This is a genomic window from Leucobacter sp. PH1c, assembly GCF_000633415.1.
Lineage (GTDB): Bacteria > Actinomycetota > Actinomycetes > Actinomycetales > Microbacteriaceae > Leucobacter.
The window spans coordinates 52,695-65,901 of sequence record NZ_AYMV01000035.1 but is presented as its reverse complement, the minus strand read 5'-3'; the positions used below and the strand labels follow the sequence as shown (position 1 = coordinate 65,901).

At 71.7% G+C, this 13,207-nt stretch carries 13 protein-coding genes; 5 read left to right on the top strand and 8 right to left on the bottom strand.

Annotated features, from left to right (window positions below; translation table 11 throughout):
- Window positions 1-68 precede the first annotated feature (68 nt).
- Window positions 69-1,529 (bottom strand): amidophosphoribosyltransferase, encoded by a 1,461-nt coding sequence (gene purF / locus U874_RS0112050; RefSeq protein ID WP_025134791.1) that lies wholly within the window; start codon window positions 1,527-1,529, stop codon window positions 69-71.
- A 100-nt stretch (window positions 1,530-1,629) separates the two neighbouring features.
- Here purF and purM point away from each other — a divergent pair, with 100 nt between their 5' ends.
- Window positions 1,630-2,739: a phosphoribosylformylglycinamidine cyclo-ligase gene (gene purM / locus U874_RS0112045; protein WP_025134790.1), complete on the top strand. Its 1,110-nt coding sequence runs from the start codon at window positions 1,630-1,632 to the stop codon at window positions 2,737-2,739.
- 167 nt (window positions 2,740-2,906) lie between these two features.
- Here purM and ispF read toward each other — a convergent pair whose 3' ends face one another.
- From ispF to U874_RS0112030, 3 genes are all read right to left on the bottom strand, one after another.
- Window positions 2,907-3,374 (bottom strand): 2-C-methyl-D-erythritol 2,4-cyclodiphosphate synthase, encoded by a 468-nt coding sequence (ispF, locus tag U874_RS15395; protein WP_025134789.1) that lies wholly within the window; start codon window positions 3,372-3,374, stop codon window positions 2,907-2,909.
- Window positions 3,371-4,135 (bottom strand): 2-C-methyl-D-erythritol 4-phosphate cytidylyltransferase, encoded by a 765-nt coding sequence (ispD, locus tag U874_RS15390; RefSeq protein WP_025134788.1) that lies wholly within the window; start codon window positions 4,133-4,135, stop codon window positions 3,371-3,373. The genes ispF and ispD overlap by 4 nt, the downstream gene beginning before the upstream one ends.
- Before the next feature lie 79 nt (window positions 4,136-4,214).
- Window positions 4,215-4,700: a CarD family transcriptional regulator gene (locus tag U874_RS0112030; protein WP_025134787.1), complete on the bottom strand. Its 486-nt coding sequence runs from the start codon at window positions 4,698-4,700 to the stop codon at window positions 4,215-4,217.
- 170 nt (window positions 4,701-4,870) lie between these two features.
- Here U874_RS0112030 and U874_RS0112025 point away from each other — a divergent pair, with 170 nt between their 5' ends.
- Entirely contained in the window at window positions 4,871-5,449 is a 579-nt protein-coding gene (locus tag U874_RS0112025) for a hypothetical protein (RefSeq protein WP_025134786.1), read from the top strand.
- 69 nt (window positions 5,450-5,518) lie between these two features.
- On the opposite strand, the gene U874_RS0112020 is transcribed toward U874_RS0112025, so the two are convergent.
- The 3 genes from U874_RS0112020 to U874_RS0112010 all read right to left on the bottom strand — a co-directional run bounded on the left by U874_RS0112020 (window position 5,519) and on the right by U874_RS0112010 (window position 9,368).
- Entirely contained in the window at window positions 5,519-7,324 is a 1,806-nt protein-coding gene (locus tag U874_RS0112020) for a bifunctional 3'-5' exonuclease/DNA polymerase (protein WP_232755918.1), read from the bottom strand.
- A 107-nt stretch (window positions 7,325-7,431) separates the two neighbouring features.
- Window positions 7,432-8,124 carry a response regulator transcription factor gene (locus U874_RS0112015; protein WP_025134784.1) on the bottom strand — a complete coding sequence of 231 codons (693 nt, stop codon included), beginning with the start codon at window positions 8,122-8,124 and terminating at the stop codon, window positions 7,432-7,434.
- The gene (locus tag U874_RS0112010) at window positions 8,124-9,368 is read right to left on the bottom strand and encodes a cell wall metabolism sensor histidine kinase WalK (protein ID WP_025134783.1); all 1,245 of its coding nucleotides are present in this window, start codon (window positions 9,366-9,368) and stop codon (window positions 8,124-8,126) included. Before U874_RS0112010 ends, U874_RS0112015 begins: the two co-directional genes overlap by 1 nt.
- Window positions 9,369-9,505: 137 nt before the next feature.
- Here U874_RS0112010 and phoU point away from each other — a divergent pair, with 137 nt between their 5' ends.
- From phoU to rlmB, 3 genes are all read left to right on the top strand, one after another.
- Complete coding sequence (phoU, locus tag U874_RS0112005) at window positions 9,506-10,147, top strand: phosphate signaling complex protein PhoU (RefSeq protein ID WP_025134782.1); 642 nt, start codon at window positions 9,506-9,508, stop codon at window positions 10,145-10,147.
- Window positions 10,148-10,211: 64 nt separating this feature from the next.
- On the top strand, window positions 10,212-11,666 hold the full coding sequence (gene cysS, locus U874_RS0112000; RefSeq protein ID WP_025134781.1) for a cysteine--tRNA ligase: 1,455 nt from the start codon (window positions 10,212-10,214) through the stop codon (window positions 11,664-11,666).
- On the top strand, window positions 11,663-12,676 hold the full coding sequence (gene rlmB, locus U874_RS0111995) for a 23S rRNA (guanosine(2251)-2'-O)-methyltransferase RlmB (RefSeq protein WP_025134780.1): 1,014 nt from the start codon (window positions 11,663-11,665) through the stop codon (window positions 12,674-12,676). The genes cysS and rlmB overlap by 4 nt, the downstream gene beginning before the upstream one ends.
- Before the next feature lie 55 nt (window positions 12,677-12,731).
- On the opposite strand, the gene U874_RS15565 is transcribed toward rlmB, so the two are convergent.
- On the bottom strand, window positions 12,732-13,178 hold the full coding sequence (locus U874_RS15565) for an Rv3235 family protein (protein WP_025134779.1): 447 nt from the start codon (window positions 13,176-13,178) through the stop codon (window positions 12,732-12,734).
- Window positions 13,179-13,207: the final 29 nt, after the last annotated feature.

Here is a 13,207-nt window from a genome sequence, read left to right as displayed (position 1 = left end):
CGGCGCCCGAGGCGTTTGCGTGCGCTCTGCGCTCAGCTCTGCGCTCAGCTCTGCGCTCAGCTCTGCGCTCAGCTCTCCTGCGTCGCCTCGACCCAGGCCAGGTACTCGGCGTCGATGTTCCCGGCGACGTACTCTCCCGTGAAGCAGCTCTGCTCGAGCTCGGTGACGGTGGACTGCCCGGCCATGATCGCCCGGTCCATGCCCTCGACGGTCTGGTAGACGAGTGCGTCGCTGCCGAGCGCGGCGTTGATCTCATCGTTCGTGCGGTCGTGCGCGATGAGCTCCGAGCGGGTCGGCATGTTGATGCCGTACACGTGCGGGTAGAGCACGGGCGGCGCCGCCGACGCGAAGGTCACGCTCCGCGCACCGGCCGCGCGGGCCATCTCGACGATCTCCTTCGAGGTGGTGCCCCGCACGATCGAGTCGTCGACGAGGAGCACGTTCTTGCCCGCGAACTCGACGCTCATGGCGTTGAGCTTCTGGCGCACGCTGCGCTTGCGCACCGCCTGCCCCGGCATGATGAAGGTGCGGCCCACGTAGTGGTTCTTGAAGAAGCCCTCGCGGTACGGGATGCCGAGCTGCTGCGCCATCTGCATCGCACTCGGGCGCCCCGAATCGGGGATCGGCATGACCACATCGATGTCGCCGGTCGGGATCTCGCGCGCGACCTGCTCCGCGAGGGTCTCGCCGAGGCGCAGACGTGCGTCGTAGACGGAGATGCCGCTCAGCACCGAGTCGGGGCGGGCGAGGTAGATGTACTCGAACGCGCAGGGCACGAGGCGCGGGTTGCGTGCGCACTGCCGCGACGTCATCGCCCCGTCCGGGGTGATGAGGATCGCCTCGCCGGGAGCCACGTCCCGAACGATCTCGTAGCCGCCCGACTCGAGCACGAGCGACTCGGACGCGACGACCCACTCGTCGCGCCCCGTCGCGCCCGTGCGCTTGCCGAGCACGAGCGGGCGGATCCCGAACGGATCGCGGAAGGCGAGCAGGCCGTAGCCCGCGATCAGCGCGATGGTGGCGTAGGAGCCCTCGACGCGCTCGTGGACGCGGGAGACCGCGGCGAAGATCTGATCCTCGTCGAGCGAGAGCCCGGAGATGCCGGCCTGCAGCTCGTTCGCGAGCACGTTGAGCAGCAGCTCGGTGTCGGAGTGTGTGTTCAGGTGGCGGCGGTCCACGTTGTAGAGCTCGGCGGTGAGCTCGCGGGTGTTCGTGAGGTTGCCGTTGTGCACCAGGATGATGCCGTAGGGGGCGCCCACGTAGAACGGCTGTGCCTCCTCCTCGCGGGCGGCGTTGCCGCGGGTGGCGTAGCGCACATGGCCGAGGCCGACCGTGCCGGCGAGCTGGCGCATGTCACGGGTGCGGTACGCCTCGCGCACCTGTCCCCGCGCCTTCACCATGTGGAAGAAGTCGCCCTCGAGCGTCGCGATCCCCGTCGAGTCCTGGCCGCGGTGCTGGAGCAGGGTCAGGCTGTCGTAGATCTGCTGGTTGACGGGTTCGGACGAGACGATACCGACGATGCCGCACATGCGTTGTGGTGCTCCCTGGAAACTGGGTGGTGCGCCGGTCCGGCGCCCGACTAGTCTCCCACACCCGAGCTGGCCCCGCGGGCACGGTAGGCTATCTGCCGTGAGCGAAAACGCGTCGATCTATGCCCAGTCCGGAGTGGATACCGCGGCGGGTGACCTTGCCGTCGAACTGATGAAGTCTGCGGTGACCCGCACGCACGGCCCCGAGGTGCTCGGCGGCGTGGGCGGCTTCGCCGGCATGTTCGACGCCTCGGCGCTGCTCGGCTACCGCCGCCCCCTCCTCGCCTCGTCGACCGACGGCGTCGGCACGAAGGTCGCGATCGCGCAGGCGATCGACAAGCACGACACGATCGGCCAGGACCTCGTCGCGATGGTCGTCGACGACATCGTCGTGGTGGGCGCGAAGCCGCTCTTCATGACCGACTACATCGCGTGCGGCAAGCTCGTCCCGGAGCGCATCGCCGACATCGTGCGCGGGATCGCCGAGGCCTGCTCGGCCACGGGCACCGCGCTCGTCGGCGGCGAGACCGCCGAGCACCCCGGCCTGCTCGGCCCGGACGACTACGACGTCGCGGGGGCCGCGACGGGCGTCGTCGAGGCCGACAAGATGCTCCAGCCCACTCGCGTGCAGGACGGCGACGTCGTGCTCGCGATGGCCGCCTCCGGGCTCCACTCCAACGGCTTCTCGCTCGTGCGCCACATCCTCGCGGAGCGCGGGATCGGCTACCACGACCACAGCGCGGATCTCGGCGCGAGCTACGGCGAGGCCCTGCTCACTCCCACCGCGCTCTACACGGCGCCGCTGCTGCGCGTGCTCGAGGACCCGGCGCTTGACGGCGCCATCCACATGCTGAGCCACGTGACCGGCGGCGGGATCGCGGCGAACCTCGCGCGCGTGCTGCCGCAGGGCGCCTGGGTCGAGGTGGACCGCGCGAGCTGGTCGCCGCTGCCCGTCTTCCGCCACCTCGCCGAGCTGGGCGGCCACTCGCTCGAGTCGCTCGAGGGCGCATGGAACCTCGGCGTCGGGATGTTCGCGGTGGTCTCGGCCGCGCAGGCGCCGCAGGTCGCCGCCGCGCTCACGGCCGAGGGGCTCGACACGTGGGTGGCTGGCACGGTCTCGACCGCGGCGCGCGACTTCACGGGCTTCGAGCAGGGCGCCAAGGGCGTCGACGGCGGCGCCGTGCGCCTCGTGGGCGGCTACGCGGCCTAGCCCGGACGCGCCTGGGCGCGTGCGTGCGCCCGCACGTCTGCGCCCGCGCGGGCCCGCGCATCCCCGCGCCTGCGCCCGCCCGCGCACCCCACATCGGGCCGAGTGTGATCCGGTATTCGCACTCGATACCGGATCACACTCGACCCGATGTGCTTCAGGGCGGGGCGCTAGCGCTGCTCGATGAGTGCCGTCGCGATCACGGCGAGGCCCTCGCCACGTCCCGTGAAGCCCAGGTGATCCGTCGTCGTCGCGGCGAGCGAGACGGGGGCGCCGACGAGCTCGCTCATCGCGCGCTGCGCCTCGTCCCGACGCGCGGCGAAGCGGGGCCGATTGCCCACGATCTGCACGCTCACGTTGACCGGAGCGAAGCCCGCCGCGGCGAGCCGCTCGAGCGCGAGCCGCACGAAGCCCGTACTCGCGGCGCCCTCGGTCTCCGGGTCGTCGACGCCGACGAGCCCGCCGATATCGCCGAGCCCCGCCGCCGAGAGCAGTGCGTCCACGACGGCGTGGCAGACCGCGTCGCCGTCGCTGTGGCCGCTCAGCCCCGGCTCGCCCGGCCAGTCGAGGCCCGCGAGGCGGAGCGGTGCCGCCTCGTCGTAGGCGTGCACGTCGAAGCCGGTGCCCACGCGGATCATGCCTCGTCCTCCAGTCCGAGCGCGTTCGCCGCGAGGAAGTGCTCGAGGATCGGCAGATCGTCCGGGGTGGTCAGCTTGTGGGCCCGCAGCTCGCCTGGCACGGTGCGCACGCGCCCGCCCGAGCGCTGCACCACCTCGGCGTCATCGGTGGGGATCGCCTCTGCCACAGCCTCCTCGCGGGCGGCGTGCGCGGCCGCGAGCAGCTCCCGTGGGAAGCCCTGCGGCGTCTGAACGGCGACGAGCGGGGCGCGGTCGACGGTCTCGTGCACGATCCCGTCCGCGTCGACCCGCTTCAGCGTGTCGGTCACGGGCAGTGCGGGGATCACGGAGTCGCCCGTGCGCCGCACCTCCGCGGCGACGCGCTCGAACAGCTCCAGGCTGGCGAACGGCCGGGCGGCGTCGTGGACGAGGACGGTGTCGACGCTCGGGGGCAGGGCGTCGAGCCCGAAGCGCACCGACTCGTGGCGCTCGCGCCCGCCGGCGACCACGGAGACGCCCCAGTCGGAGTCGCGGGGCAGGATCGCCTCGACGAGCTGCAGGGTCTGCGCCGCGCGCGATTCCGGCACGACGACCACGAGGTGGCCCGGGTGGGGGAGCGCCGTGACCACGCCGATCCCGAACTCGATCAGGCTGCGTCCGCGCAGCTCCACGAAGGCCTTCGGGATGTCGGCGCCGAGGCGGCGCCCCGCCCCGGCCCCGACGAGGATCACGCCGAGGGCGGGAAGCGGGTGTGTCGCAGATTCGGAGTGGTGCGCGCTCATAGGGCCAGCGTACTCGCGGGGCAAACGAAACGCCCCGCAGCGGGTGCGGGGCGTTTCGGAAACAGCGTCGGTGGCTTGCCTAGGAGGCGAGCACCTCATCGAGGACGGCGCCGGCCTTCTCCTCGTCGGTCTTCTCGGCGAGCGCGAGCTCGGAGACGAGGATCTGCCGCGCCTTCGCGAGCATGCGCTTCTCGCCGGCCGAGAGCGAGCGGACCTCCTGGTCGCGGCGCCACAGGTCGCGGACGACCTCGGACACCTTGATCACATCGCCCGAGGCGAGCTTCTCCAGGTTGGCCTTGTACCGGCGGGACCAGTTGGTGGGCTCCTCCGTGAACGGGGCGCGCAGCACCTCGAACACGCGCTCGAGGCCCTCCTTGTCGATCACGTCGCGTACGCCGACGAGATCGCAGTTCTCGGCGGGAACCTCAATGGTGAGATCGCCCTGGTTCACCTGCAGCTTCAGGAAAAGCTTTTCCTCGCCGCCCAGCTTGCGCTTCTTCACCTCGATGATCTTGGCTGCGCCGTGGTGGGGGTAGACGACGGTCTCTCCGACCTCAAATTGCATCGAGTGGCTCCTTTACAGTCCAACCACTAGGATACCACACCCCTTTCGCTCGGAGTTAGGCTTACCTAAGCTGCATGCCCATCGCGGGGGTGAGTATGATGAGAGTTGACTGTGCGCGCCGATGAAGCGGTGCTGCACTCACAGATTCACCCACGGCTCGGAGGACCACCTTGAAGATTCGGATTGCCTCGTCCATCGCGATCGCGGCGGCCCTCGCCCTCGGCGCGACCGGATGCAGCCTGATCGCCCCCCAGGGAACGCTGAAGCCGTACGCTCCGAGCGATGGCGTCGACGTCAACGTCGAGGGCGTGGACGTACGCAACATCATGCTCATCGCGGATGAGACCGGTGAGAACTTCAACGTCGTCTTCGGCGCGGTCAACCTCACGGGCGCCGAGCAGGAGCTCGCCGTGACCTTCATGAACGAGGGCACGCAGCAGGCGCGCGCCGAGTTCACCGTCCCCACGGGCAACACGCTCTTCGGCAACCCCGAGGGCGACGAGGCTCCGGTCGTCGTCACGATCCCGGGCCTGCAGCCCGGCGCGACGATCGACGCGTACTTCCAGCAGCCGGGCGCTGCCGAGGTCGAGCACAAGGTGCCCGTGCTCGACGGCACGCTCGCCGAGTACCGCGCCTACGTGCTCCCCGCGAACTTCGTGGAGGAGGCCACCGCTGACGCGAAGGACTCCGCCACCGCCACGAAGGATGCGGCGGCCGAGACCGCTGACGAGGCGAAGACCGACAAGTAGTCCGCGCAGACGCGCGACGGAGAGCGCCCCGGGGAGAATTCCCCGGGGCGTTTTCGCGTTCCGGGCGGACTACTTCGCCGACGCGCGCTCCACGATCGCGAGGTCGAGCGGGAAGTCGACGGGCGCCCCGGGGAAGAGGAGCTGCGCGGCGTCGGCCGCGGCCGCCCGCACGGCGTCGGCGACGAGCTCGGCGTGCTCAGCCGGGGTGTGCACGATCACCTCGTCGTGGAGGAAGAACACGAGGTGGGCGCGGGAGGCGAAGAGCGGCCCCGATGCGCTGGCCGGCGGCGCCGTCGTCGCTGCGGGGAGCGCGGCCAGCCGGGAGCGGAGGCTCGCGAGCCACGCGAGCGCCCACTCGGCGGCGGTGCCCTGCACCACGAAGTTCCTCGTGAACCGCCCGAACTCGCGCGCACTGCTCCGCGCTCGGGCCTCGTCTGTGGCGGTGGCGCCGGGCAGGCTCGCGCGTGCCTGCGTGTCGGCCCAGGCCGCGTCGGGCCGGGGCGAGGTGCGCCCGAGCAACGTGCTCACCTGGCCGCCCTGCTCGCCCGTCGACGCGGCGCGGTCGACGAGCGCCATCGCTCGGGGGTAGCTCTTGCGCAGCCGCGGGGCGAGCCGGCCGGACTCGCCCGTGGTCGCGCCGTACATCGCGCCCAGCACCGCGAACTTCGCCTCGTCGCGGGTGCTCACGGCGCCCGAGCGCACGATCCCGGCGTACAGGTCGGTGCCGCGCGCCGCCGCCGCGAGCGCGCGGTCGCCCGCCGTGGCCGCGAGGACGCGCGGTTCGAGCTGGGACACGTCGGCCGTGACGAGGCGCCAGCCGGGGTCGGCGCGCAGCACCGGCCGCAGCTGGCGCGGGATCTGCAAAGCGCCGCCCCCGCTCGACGCCCAGCGTCCCGTGGGCACGCCGCCGGGCACGTAGACGGGGCGGTATCGCCCATCGCGCACCCACTCCTCGATCCAGCTCCAGCCGTTCGCTGTGAGGAGGCGGCCGAGCTTCTTGTAGGCGAGGAGCGGGGGGATCGCGGGGTGCTCGTGCTCCGCGAGCTCCCACTGCGAGGTCGACGCGACGTCGATCCCCGCGCGGCGCAGCGCGGGGACGAGCTTCGGGGGCGAGTCGAGGTGCGCGGAGGGATCGCCGAGCGCCGCGCGCACCTCCTCCGCGAGCGCGAGCATGCGCTCGGGCTTCGCGCCGAGGGCCGGGCGCGGGCCGAGCTGCGACTCGAGGATGCGCTCGTGCTCCGCCGTGTCCCAGGGCAGTCCCGCCGCGCTCATCTCGACCGCGATGAGCGCTCCTGCCGACTCCGCGGCGAGGAGCGTGCGGAGCCGGGGAGCTGCGGCACTCGCGGCGCGCTGCCGGAGGAACTCCGCCCGGGCGGCCGTGGCGTCGTGGGGGACGGCGTCCGTTCCCGCCGGGGTGCGCGCCTCCGCGCCGAGTTCGAACAGCGCGGGCGGCTCGGACTCGAGCGGGCGTGGCGGCGGCGGCGCGGCGACGGCGTCCCACTCGGCCGCGGCGCGGAGCTCTGCCGGGTCGGCGACGCGCTCGGAGCGGGCGAGGATCGCGTGGCAGAGCCGGAGGTCGTGGCAGCGGGCCACGCGCACCCCCGCGTCGAGCAACCGGGGGTACCAGTGCGCGGTGTCGCTCCACACCCAGCGCGTCTGCCCGGCGCGCTCGCGCTCGGCGACGAACGCCGGCAGCTCGGCGAGCGCGATGCGCAGGGGCGCTGCGGCGTCGGCCGCGGGGTTGACGGCCGATCCGGCCCCGAGACCGCTCGCGCCGCGGAGCAGCGGGGTCGCGAGCACGATGCCGGGCTCGCGCTCGTCGTCACCGAGGATCCACCACGGCACGGGGGTGTTCGCTGCGGGGTCCTCGGGCACGGGCTCAGCGTAGCGCGCACCCCCGACACCGGACCGCGGCACCGGATTCCGAAACGGACCCGGACGCCGGGCTCGCCGACGTTTCCCGTGAAACGGTGGCGGCGGGATCAGCCGAAGCGGTAGCCCACGCCGCGCACGGTCGAGATGAGCTTCGGCTTGGAAGCCTCCTCCTCGATGCGCGCGCGGATCCGCTTCACGTGCACGTCGAGCGTCTTCGTGTCGCCGTAGTAGTTGCTGCCCCACACGCGGTCGATGAGCTGACCGCGGGTGAGCACGCGGCCCGAGTGCCGCATGAGCATCTCGAGCAGTTCGAACTCGCGGAGCGGCATGGCGATCTCCTCGCCGCGCACGGTCACGGAGTGCCGCTCGGAGTCGAGGCGGATCCCGTGCTCGTCGAGGACGAAGGCGTCGAAGCTCTCGCGCTCCTCCTCGACAGAGCCCGAACGGCGGAGCGCCGCGCGCACGCGGGCGAGCAGCTCGCGCGTCGAGTACGGCTTCGTGATGTAGTCATCGGCGCCGAGCTCGAGGCCCACGACAATGTCGATCTCGCTGTCCTTCGCGGTGAGCATGATGATCGGCACCTGCGAGGTGAGCCGGATCGCGCGGCACACCTCGGTGCCGGGGAGGCTCGGGAGCATGAGGTCGAGGAGCACGAGGTCGGGGTTCGCCGAGCCGAACTCGGTGAGCGCCGCCGATCCGTCGTCCACGACCGTCACCCGGTAGCCCTCGCGCTCCAGCAGGAATGCGAGCGGGCGGGAGATCGATTCCTCGTCCTCGACGAGCAGGATGTGCTGGGCCACTAGCGGGTTCCCTTCTGGGGAGCGGACTTCTGGGGGGCTTCGGGGGGACCGGGCTGCGCGCTGCGAGCGGCCGCGCGTGCCGCGCGCTTCGCCTTCTTCATGCGCTTCGCGCCCTTCTCAGGATTGGCGGAGTCGTGCACGGGGAACGTGAGCGTGAAACTCGATCCCACGCCCGGCTGCGACCATACGTCGACGTCGCCGCCGTGCGCGCGCATCGAGTGCCTGGCGATGCTCAGGCCGAGGCCGGTGCCGCCGTCGCCGCGGGTGCGCGCGCCGTCGACCCGGTAGAAGCGCTCGAAGATGCGGGGGAGGTGCTCGGGGGCGATCCCCTCGCCCTGGTCGGTGACCGTCACGGTGAATCCGCTCTTGTCGGAGCGCATGCCGATCCCCACGCGGCCGCCATCGGGCGAGTGCCGGATCGCGTTCGACAGCAGGTTCGCGACGGCCGAGGCGAGCGAGGTGGGGCGCCCCATGATCGTCGCGTCGTCGGCCGAGGACTCGTCGGTGACGACGAGCTCGACGCCGTGCTGGCCGGCGAAGTCGCGGTGGGAGTCGACCTCGCCCCGCACGAGGTCGCGGAGCGACACCGGCTCGCGGTCCTCGGGCCGCAGCGCCGACTGCGCCTCCGACAGCTGGATGATGTCGCGCGAGAGCTCCCCGAGACGCCGGGACTCCTTTACGAGGCTCTTCGAGAAGTCGCGCACGAGCTCGGGGGAGTCCGCGGCCTGCTGCGTCGCCTCCGCGAGGAGCCCGATCGCGGCGATCGGGGTCTTCAGCTCGTGGCTCACGTTCGCGATGAAGTCGCGGCGCATGGCGTTCACCCGCTGTTCCTCGCCCTGGTCCTCCGCGAGGATCAGCACGAAGCGGCGCTGGAAGCGAACGATGTGGATCCGCACGGTGTCCGCGGGGTTGCTGGGATCCGGCTCGTGGGTGTCCGGGATCCCTGTCGACATGACCTGTCGCACGCGCCCGAGGAAGTCCGGATCGGCGAGCTCCGCGTCGCCGATGTGCCGCTCCTCGCGCGCCGTCGGATTCGCGTACACGGGGGCGAGTGATGAGTCGAGAATCACCGCAAACGTGTCGATCTCGTCGAGAATGGAGGTCGCCACCTCGGGGAGTTCGGGCCGCATTTCCGCGGCTCGTCGCACCCCCGCTCGGCGCGCCCCCACGATTGCTACCGTGGTACCAGCGCCGACCAGCACACCGAGTGCGGTCGAGGCGAGCACGAGCAAAGCCGGGTCCATGTCTCTCATCGTAGGGGTGGGGGTTCACCGAACCGGCAGAGTTCAACTGTTGTTCACCTCCCCGTGCGGCCCGGTTCACCGGAGCCTTTCACACTGGGAAGGGTGCCCGGAGGCGCGAAACCAAGAGAGGAAACCGCATGCGTGAGGTGTTTCAGCAAGAGCTGCGCGAGGTGCAGGACCGACTAGTCAAGATCGCCGAGCTGGTCGAGGACGCGATCGAGAACGCGACGAGCGCGTTCGGGAACTCCGACGTCGCGGTCGCCGAGCAGGTCATCGACGGCGTGGACGAGATCGAGGCGCTCGCCGCAGAGCTGGATCAGCTCGCGATCGACATCCTCGCGCGCCAGCAGCCGGTGGCCTCCGATCTCCGGCTCGTCGTCGGCGCGCTCCGCATGAGCGCCTCGCTCGAGCGGATGGCGGATCTCGCCCAGCACATCGCCCAGCTCGCACGCTACCGCTACCCGGAGAGTGCCGTTCCGAAGGGGCTCACGAAGACGTTCGTGCGCATGGCCGCGCTCGACGTGGAGATGGCGTCGAAGATCGTCGAGCTGCTGCGCACGCAGGATCCGAGCGTGATCGACGAGGTCCGCGACCTCGATGACGATCTCGACGAGTTGCACGCCAAGGTCTTCGAGAAGGTGCTGAGCGACAAGCTCGCGAACAACCCGACCGGTGTGGTCGATGCGACCCTCGCGAGCCGCTACCACGAGCGCTTCGGCGACCACGCGGTGAGCGTCGCGAAGCAGATGCAGTTCTTCCTGAGCGGCTCGCTCGACTGAGCCCGTTCCGTCCGCTGCCCGCGTCCCCGAAGGGGGCGCGGGCAGCGGACGTTAGGATTGAGGGGTGAAGCAACGCATCTATGACTCCCGCGCGCAGGCGGTCGTCGACTTCGAACCCCGCGAACCGGGACGGGTCGGCCTCTACGTCTGCGGTCCGACGGTGCAGTCCTCGCCCCACATCGGGCACCTGCGGAGCGCGCTCGTGTACGACCAGATCCGACGCTGGTTCGCGGCGACGGGGTACGACGTCACCCTGATCCGCAACGTCACCGACATCGACGACAAGGTGCTCGACAACGCCCGCATCGGCCAGGAGGCCGGCGGCAGCGAGAGCTGGTTCGCCCTCGCCTACCGGATCGAGCGCGAGTTCACGGCGGCGTACGATGCGCTCGGCGTGCAGGCTCCCACGTACGAGCCGCGCGCCACGGCCAACATCGCCGAGATGGTCGCGCTCATCGAGCGTCTCATCGAGCGCGGGCACGCGTACCCGGCCGCCGACGGCTCGGCGAGCGTCTACTTCGACACCGCGAGCTGGCCCGAGTACGGCGCGCTCACGCGGCAGCGCCGTGAGCAGATGGAGGACGCCGCCGACTCGGAACCCGTGGGCAAGCGGGATCCCCGTGACTTCGCGCTGTGGAAGGCGACGAAGGCCTCCGAGCCCGAGACGGCGTCCTGGCCGTCCCCCTGGGGCCGCGGTCGCCCGGGCTGGCACATCGAGTGCTCGGCGATGGCGCAGCGCTACCTCGGCGAGGAGTTCGACATCCACGGAGGCGGTCTCGACCTCCGCTTCCCGCACCACGAGAACGAGCTCGCGCAGTCGACGGCCGCCGGCCACGGTTTCGCCCGCTACTGGGTGCACAACGGGCTCGTGAACACGGGCGGACAGAAGATGTCGAAGTCGCTCGGCAACTCGCTCTTCGCGGCCGATCTGCTGGCCGCCGCTCGACCGATCGTGCTGCGCTACTACCTGGGCGCCGCGCACTACCGCTCGGTGCTCGACTACTCGGAGAGCTCGCTCGCCGAGGCCGAGGCCGCGTTCTCGCGGATCGAGGGCTTCCTCGAGCGCGCCGAGGCCGCGGGGATCGAGGCGGCTCCGGCCGCGGAAACCTCGAGCCTCGCCGATCGCGTCACCGTGTTGCCCGCCGAGTTCGTCGCCGCCCTGCTCGACGACTTCGCCGTGCCGCAGGCGCTCGCCGTGCTGCACGGCAGCGTCCGCGCCGGGAACACGGCGCTCGACGCCGCCGACCCGGCAGCGGCCGAGCGCCTCACCGAAACGCTCGCTATGCTCGACGTGCTCGGCCTGAATCCGCGCGATCCGCTCTGGGCGGGATCCGGATCCGGGACCGATGCGCGCGGCGATCGCGCGCTCGACACCCTCGTCGCCGCGTTCATCGCGCAGCGCGCCGACGCCCGTGCCGCCCGCGACTTCGCGGCGAGCGACGCCATCCGCGACACCCTGCAGAACGCGGGCATCGCCCTTGAAGACACCCCAACTGGAACCCGCTGGAGCCTGACATGAGTAACAAGAAGAGCCGCACCGGCGCCGTCCGCAAGAAGGGCCTCGGCAAGGCCGTCGGTTCCGGTGGGCAGGGTCGCCAGGCCCTCGAGGGGCGCGGCCCCACCCCCAAGGCGGAGGACCGCGAGTACCACGCCGCTTTCAAGGCGAAGAAGTCGCGCGAGCGCTACGCCGCTGCGAAGGAGCGCCACGCCGCGCGCACCGGGCAGACGCTCGATCGCGGCCGCAGCGCGGGCGGACCCCGCAAGAAGGACGAGTCCGAGCTCGTCACCGGCCGCAACGCGGTGCTCGAGGCGCTGCGCGCGAAGATCCCCGCGTCGACGCTGTACATCGCGGCGCGCGTCGAGATGGACGACCGCATGCGCGAGATCCTCCGCCTCGCGACGAACCGCAACGTCCCCGTGCTCGAGGTCATGCGCCCCGAGATGGACCGCATGACCGAGCGCGATACCGTGCACCAGGGCGTCGTGCTCAAGGTGCCGCCCATGGCGTACGCGCACCCCATGGAGATGCTCGACGAGATCATCGACCGCGACGAGACGCCGCTGATCGTCGCGCTCGACGGTGTGACCGATCCCCGCAACCTCGGCGCGATCATCCGCTCCGTCGGCGCGTTCGGCGGCCAGGGCGTCATCGTGCCCCAGCGCCGTTCGGCCGGGCTGAACTCGGCCGCGTGGAAGACCTCGGCGGGCGCCGCGGCGCGGATCCCCGTCGCGATGGCCTCGAACCTCACGCAGACGCTCAAGGAGTACAAGAAGCAGGGCATCTTCGTCGTCGGTCTCGACGGCGACGGGGACGTCATGCTGCCTGGGCTCGAGCTCGCGGATCGCCCGATGGTGATCGTCATCGGCTCCGAGGGCAAGGGGCTCTCGCGCCTCGTCACCGAGACGTGCGACGCGATCGTCTCGATCCCGATCCACGCGGTCACCGAGTCGCTGAACGCCGGAATCGCGGCGAGCGTGGCGCTGTACGAGGTCTCCCGCCTGCGCGGCAGCGCGACGCCCGAGGCCTGATCCCGGTCCGTTCGGCACGGCCCCCGGCGCACGCCGGGGGCACGGGTGACGCGGCTCACAGCACGGTGAGGTGCGTCACCCGCCAAGCGCCCCGGCGCACTTCGAAGCGGAGTGCGACGGCGTGCGTGCGCCCGGGGGCGTGGAGCACCACCGCGGCCTCCACCACTCCGGGGCGCGGCGCGCTCGCGTGCGGCGGCCCGGGCACGGGCACCACGCGTCGCTCGTCCCGGTAGAGCGTGCGCCGCTCCGTGCGCAGTGCGCGCCGCGCGGCGAGCTCCTGCGCAACCTCTTCCGTGATCGCCCCGGCGAGCTGGCCGATCGCGCGGCTGCCGTCGAGCACCTCGGCCGCGCACAGTGCGAGGCGCTGGATCGCGGCCGCGGGGAGCGGCGGGTCCTCGCGGACCGCGTCGCGGAGCGGGCGCGGTGGCGCCAGGGGCTCCGGTCGCGGTTGCGACTCCGGCCGCTGCGCCGTCGGCTGCGGCGGCTCCGTTCGCGGCCCCATTCGCGGCCCAGCTGGCTGCGGCGGGGGAA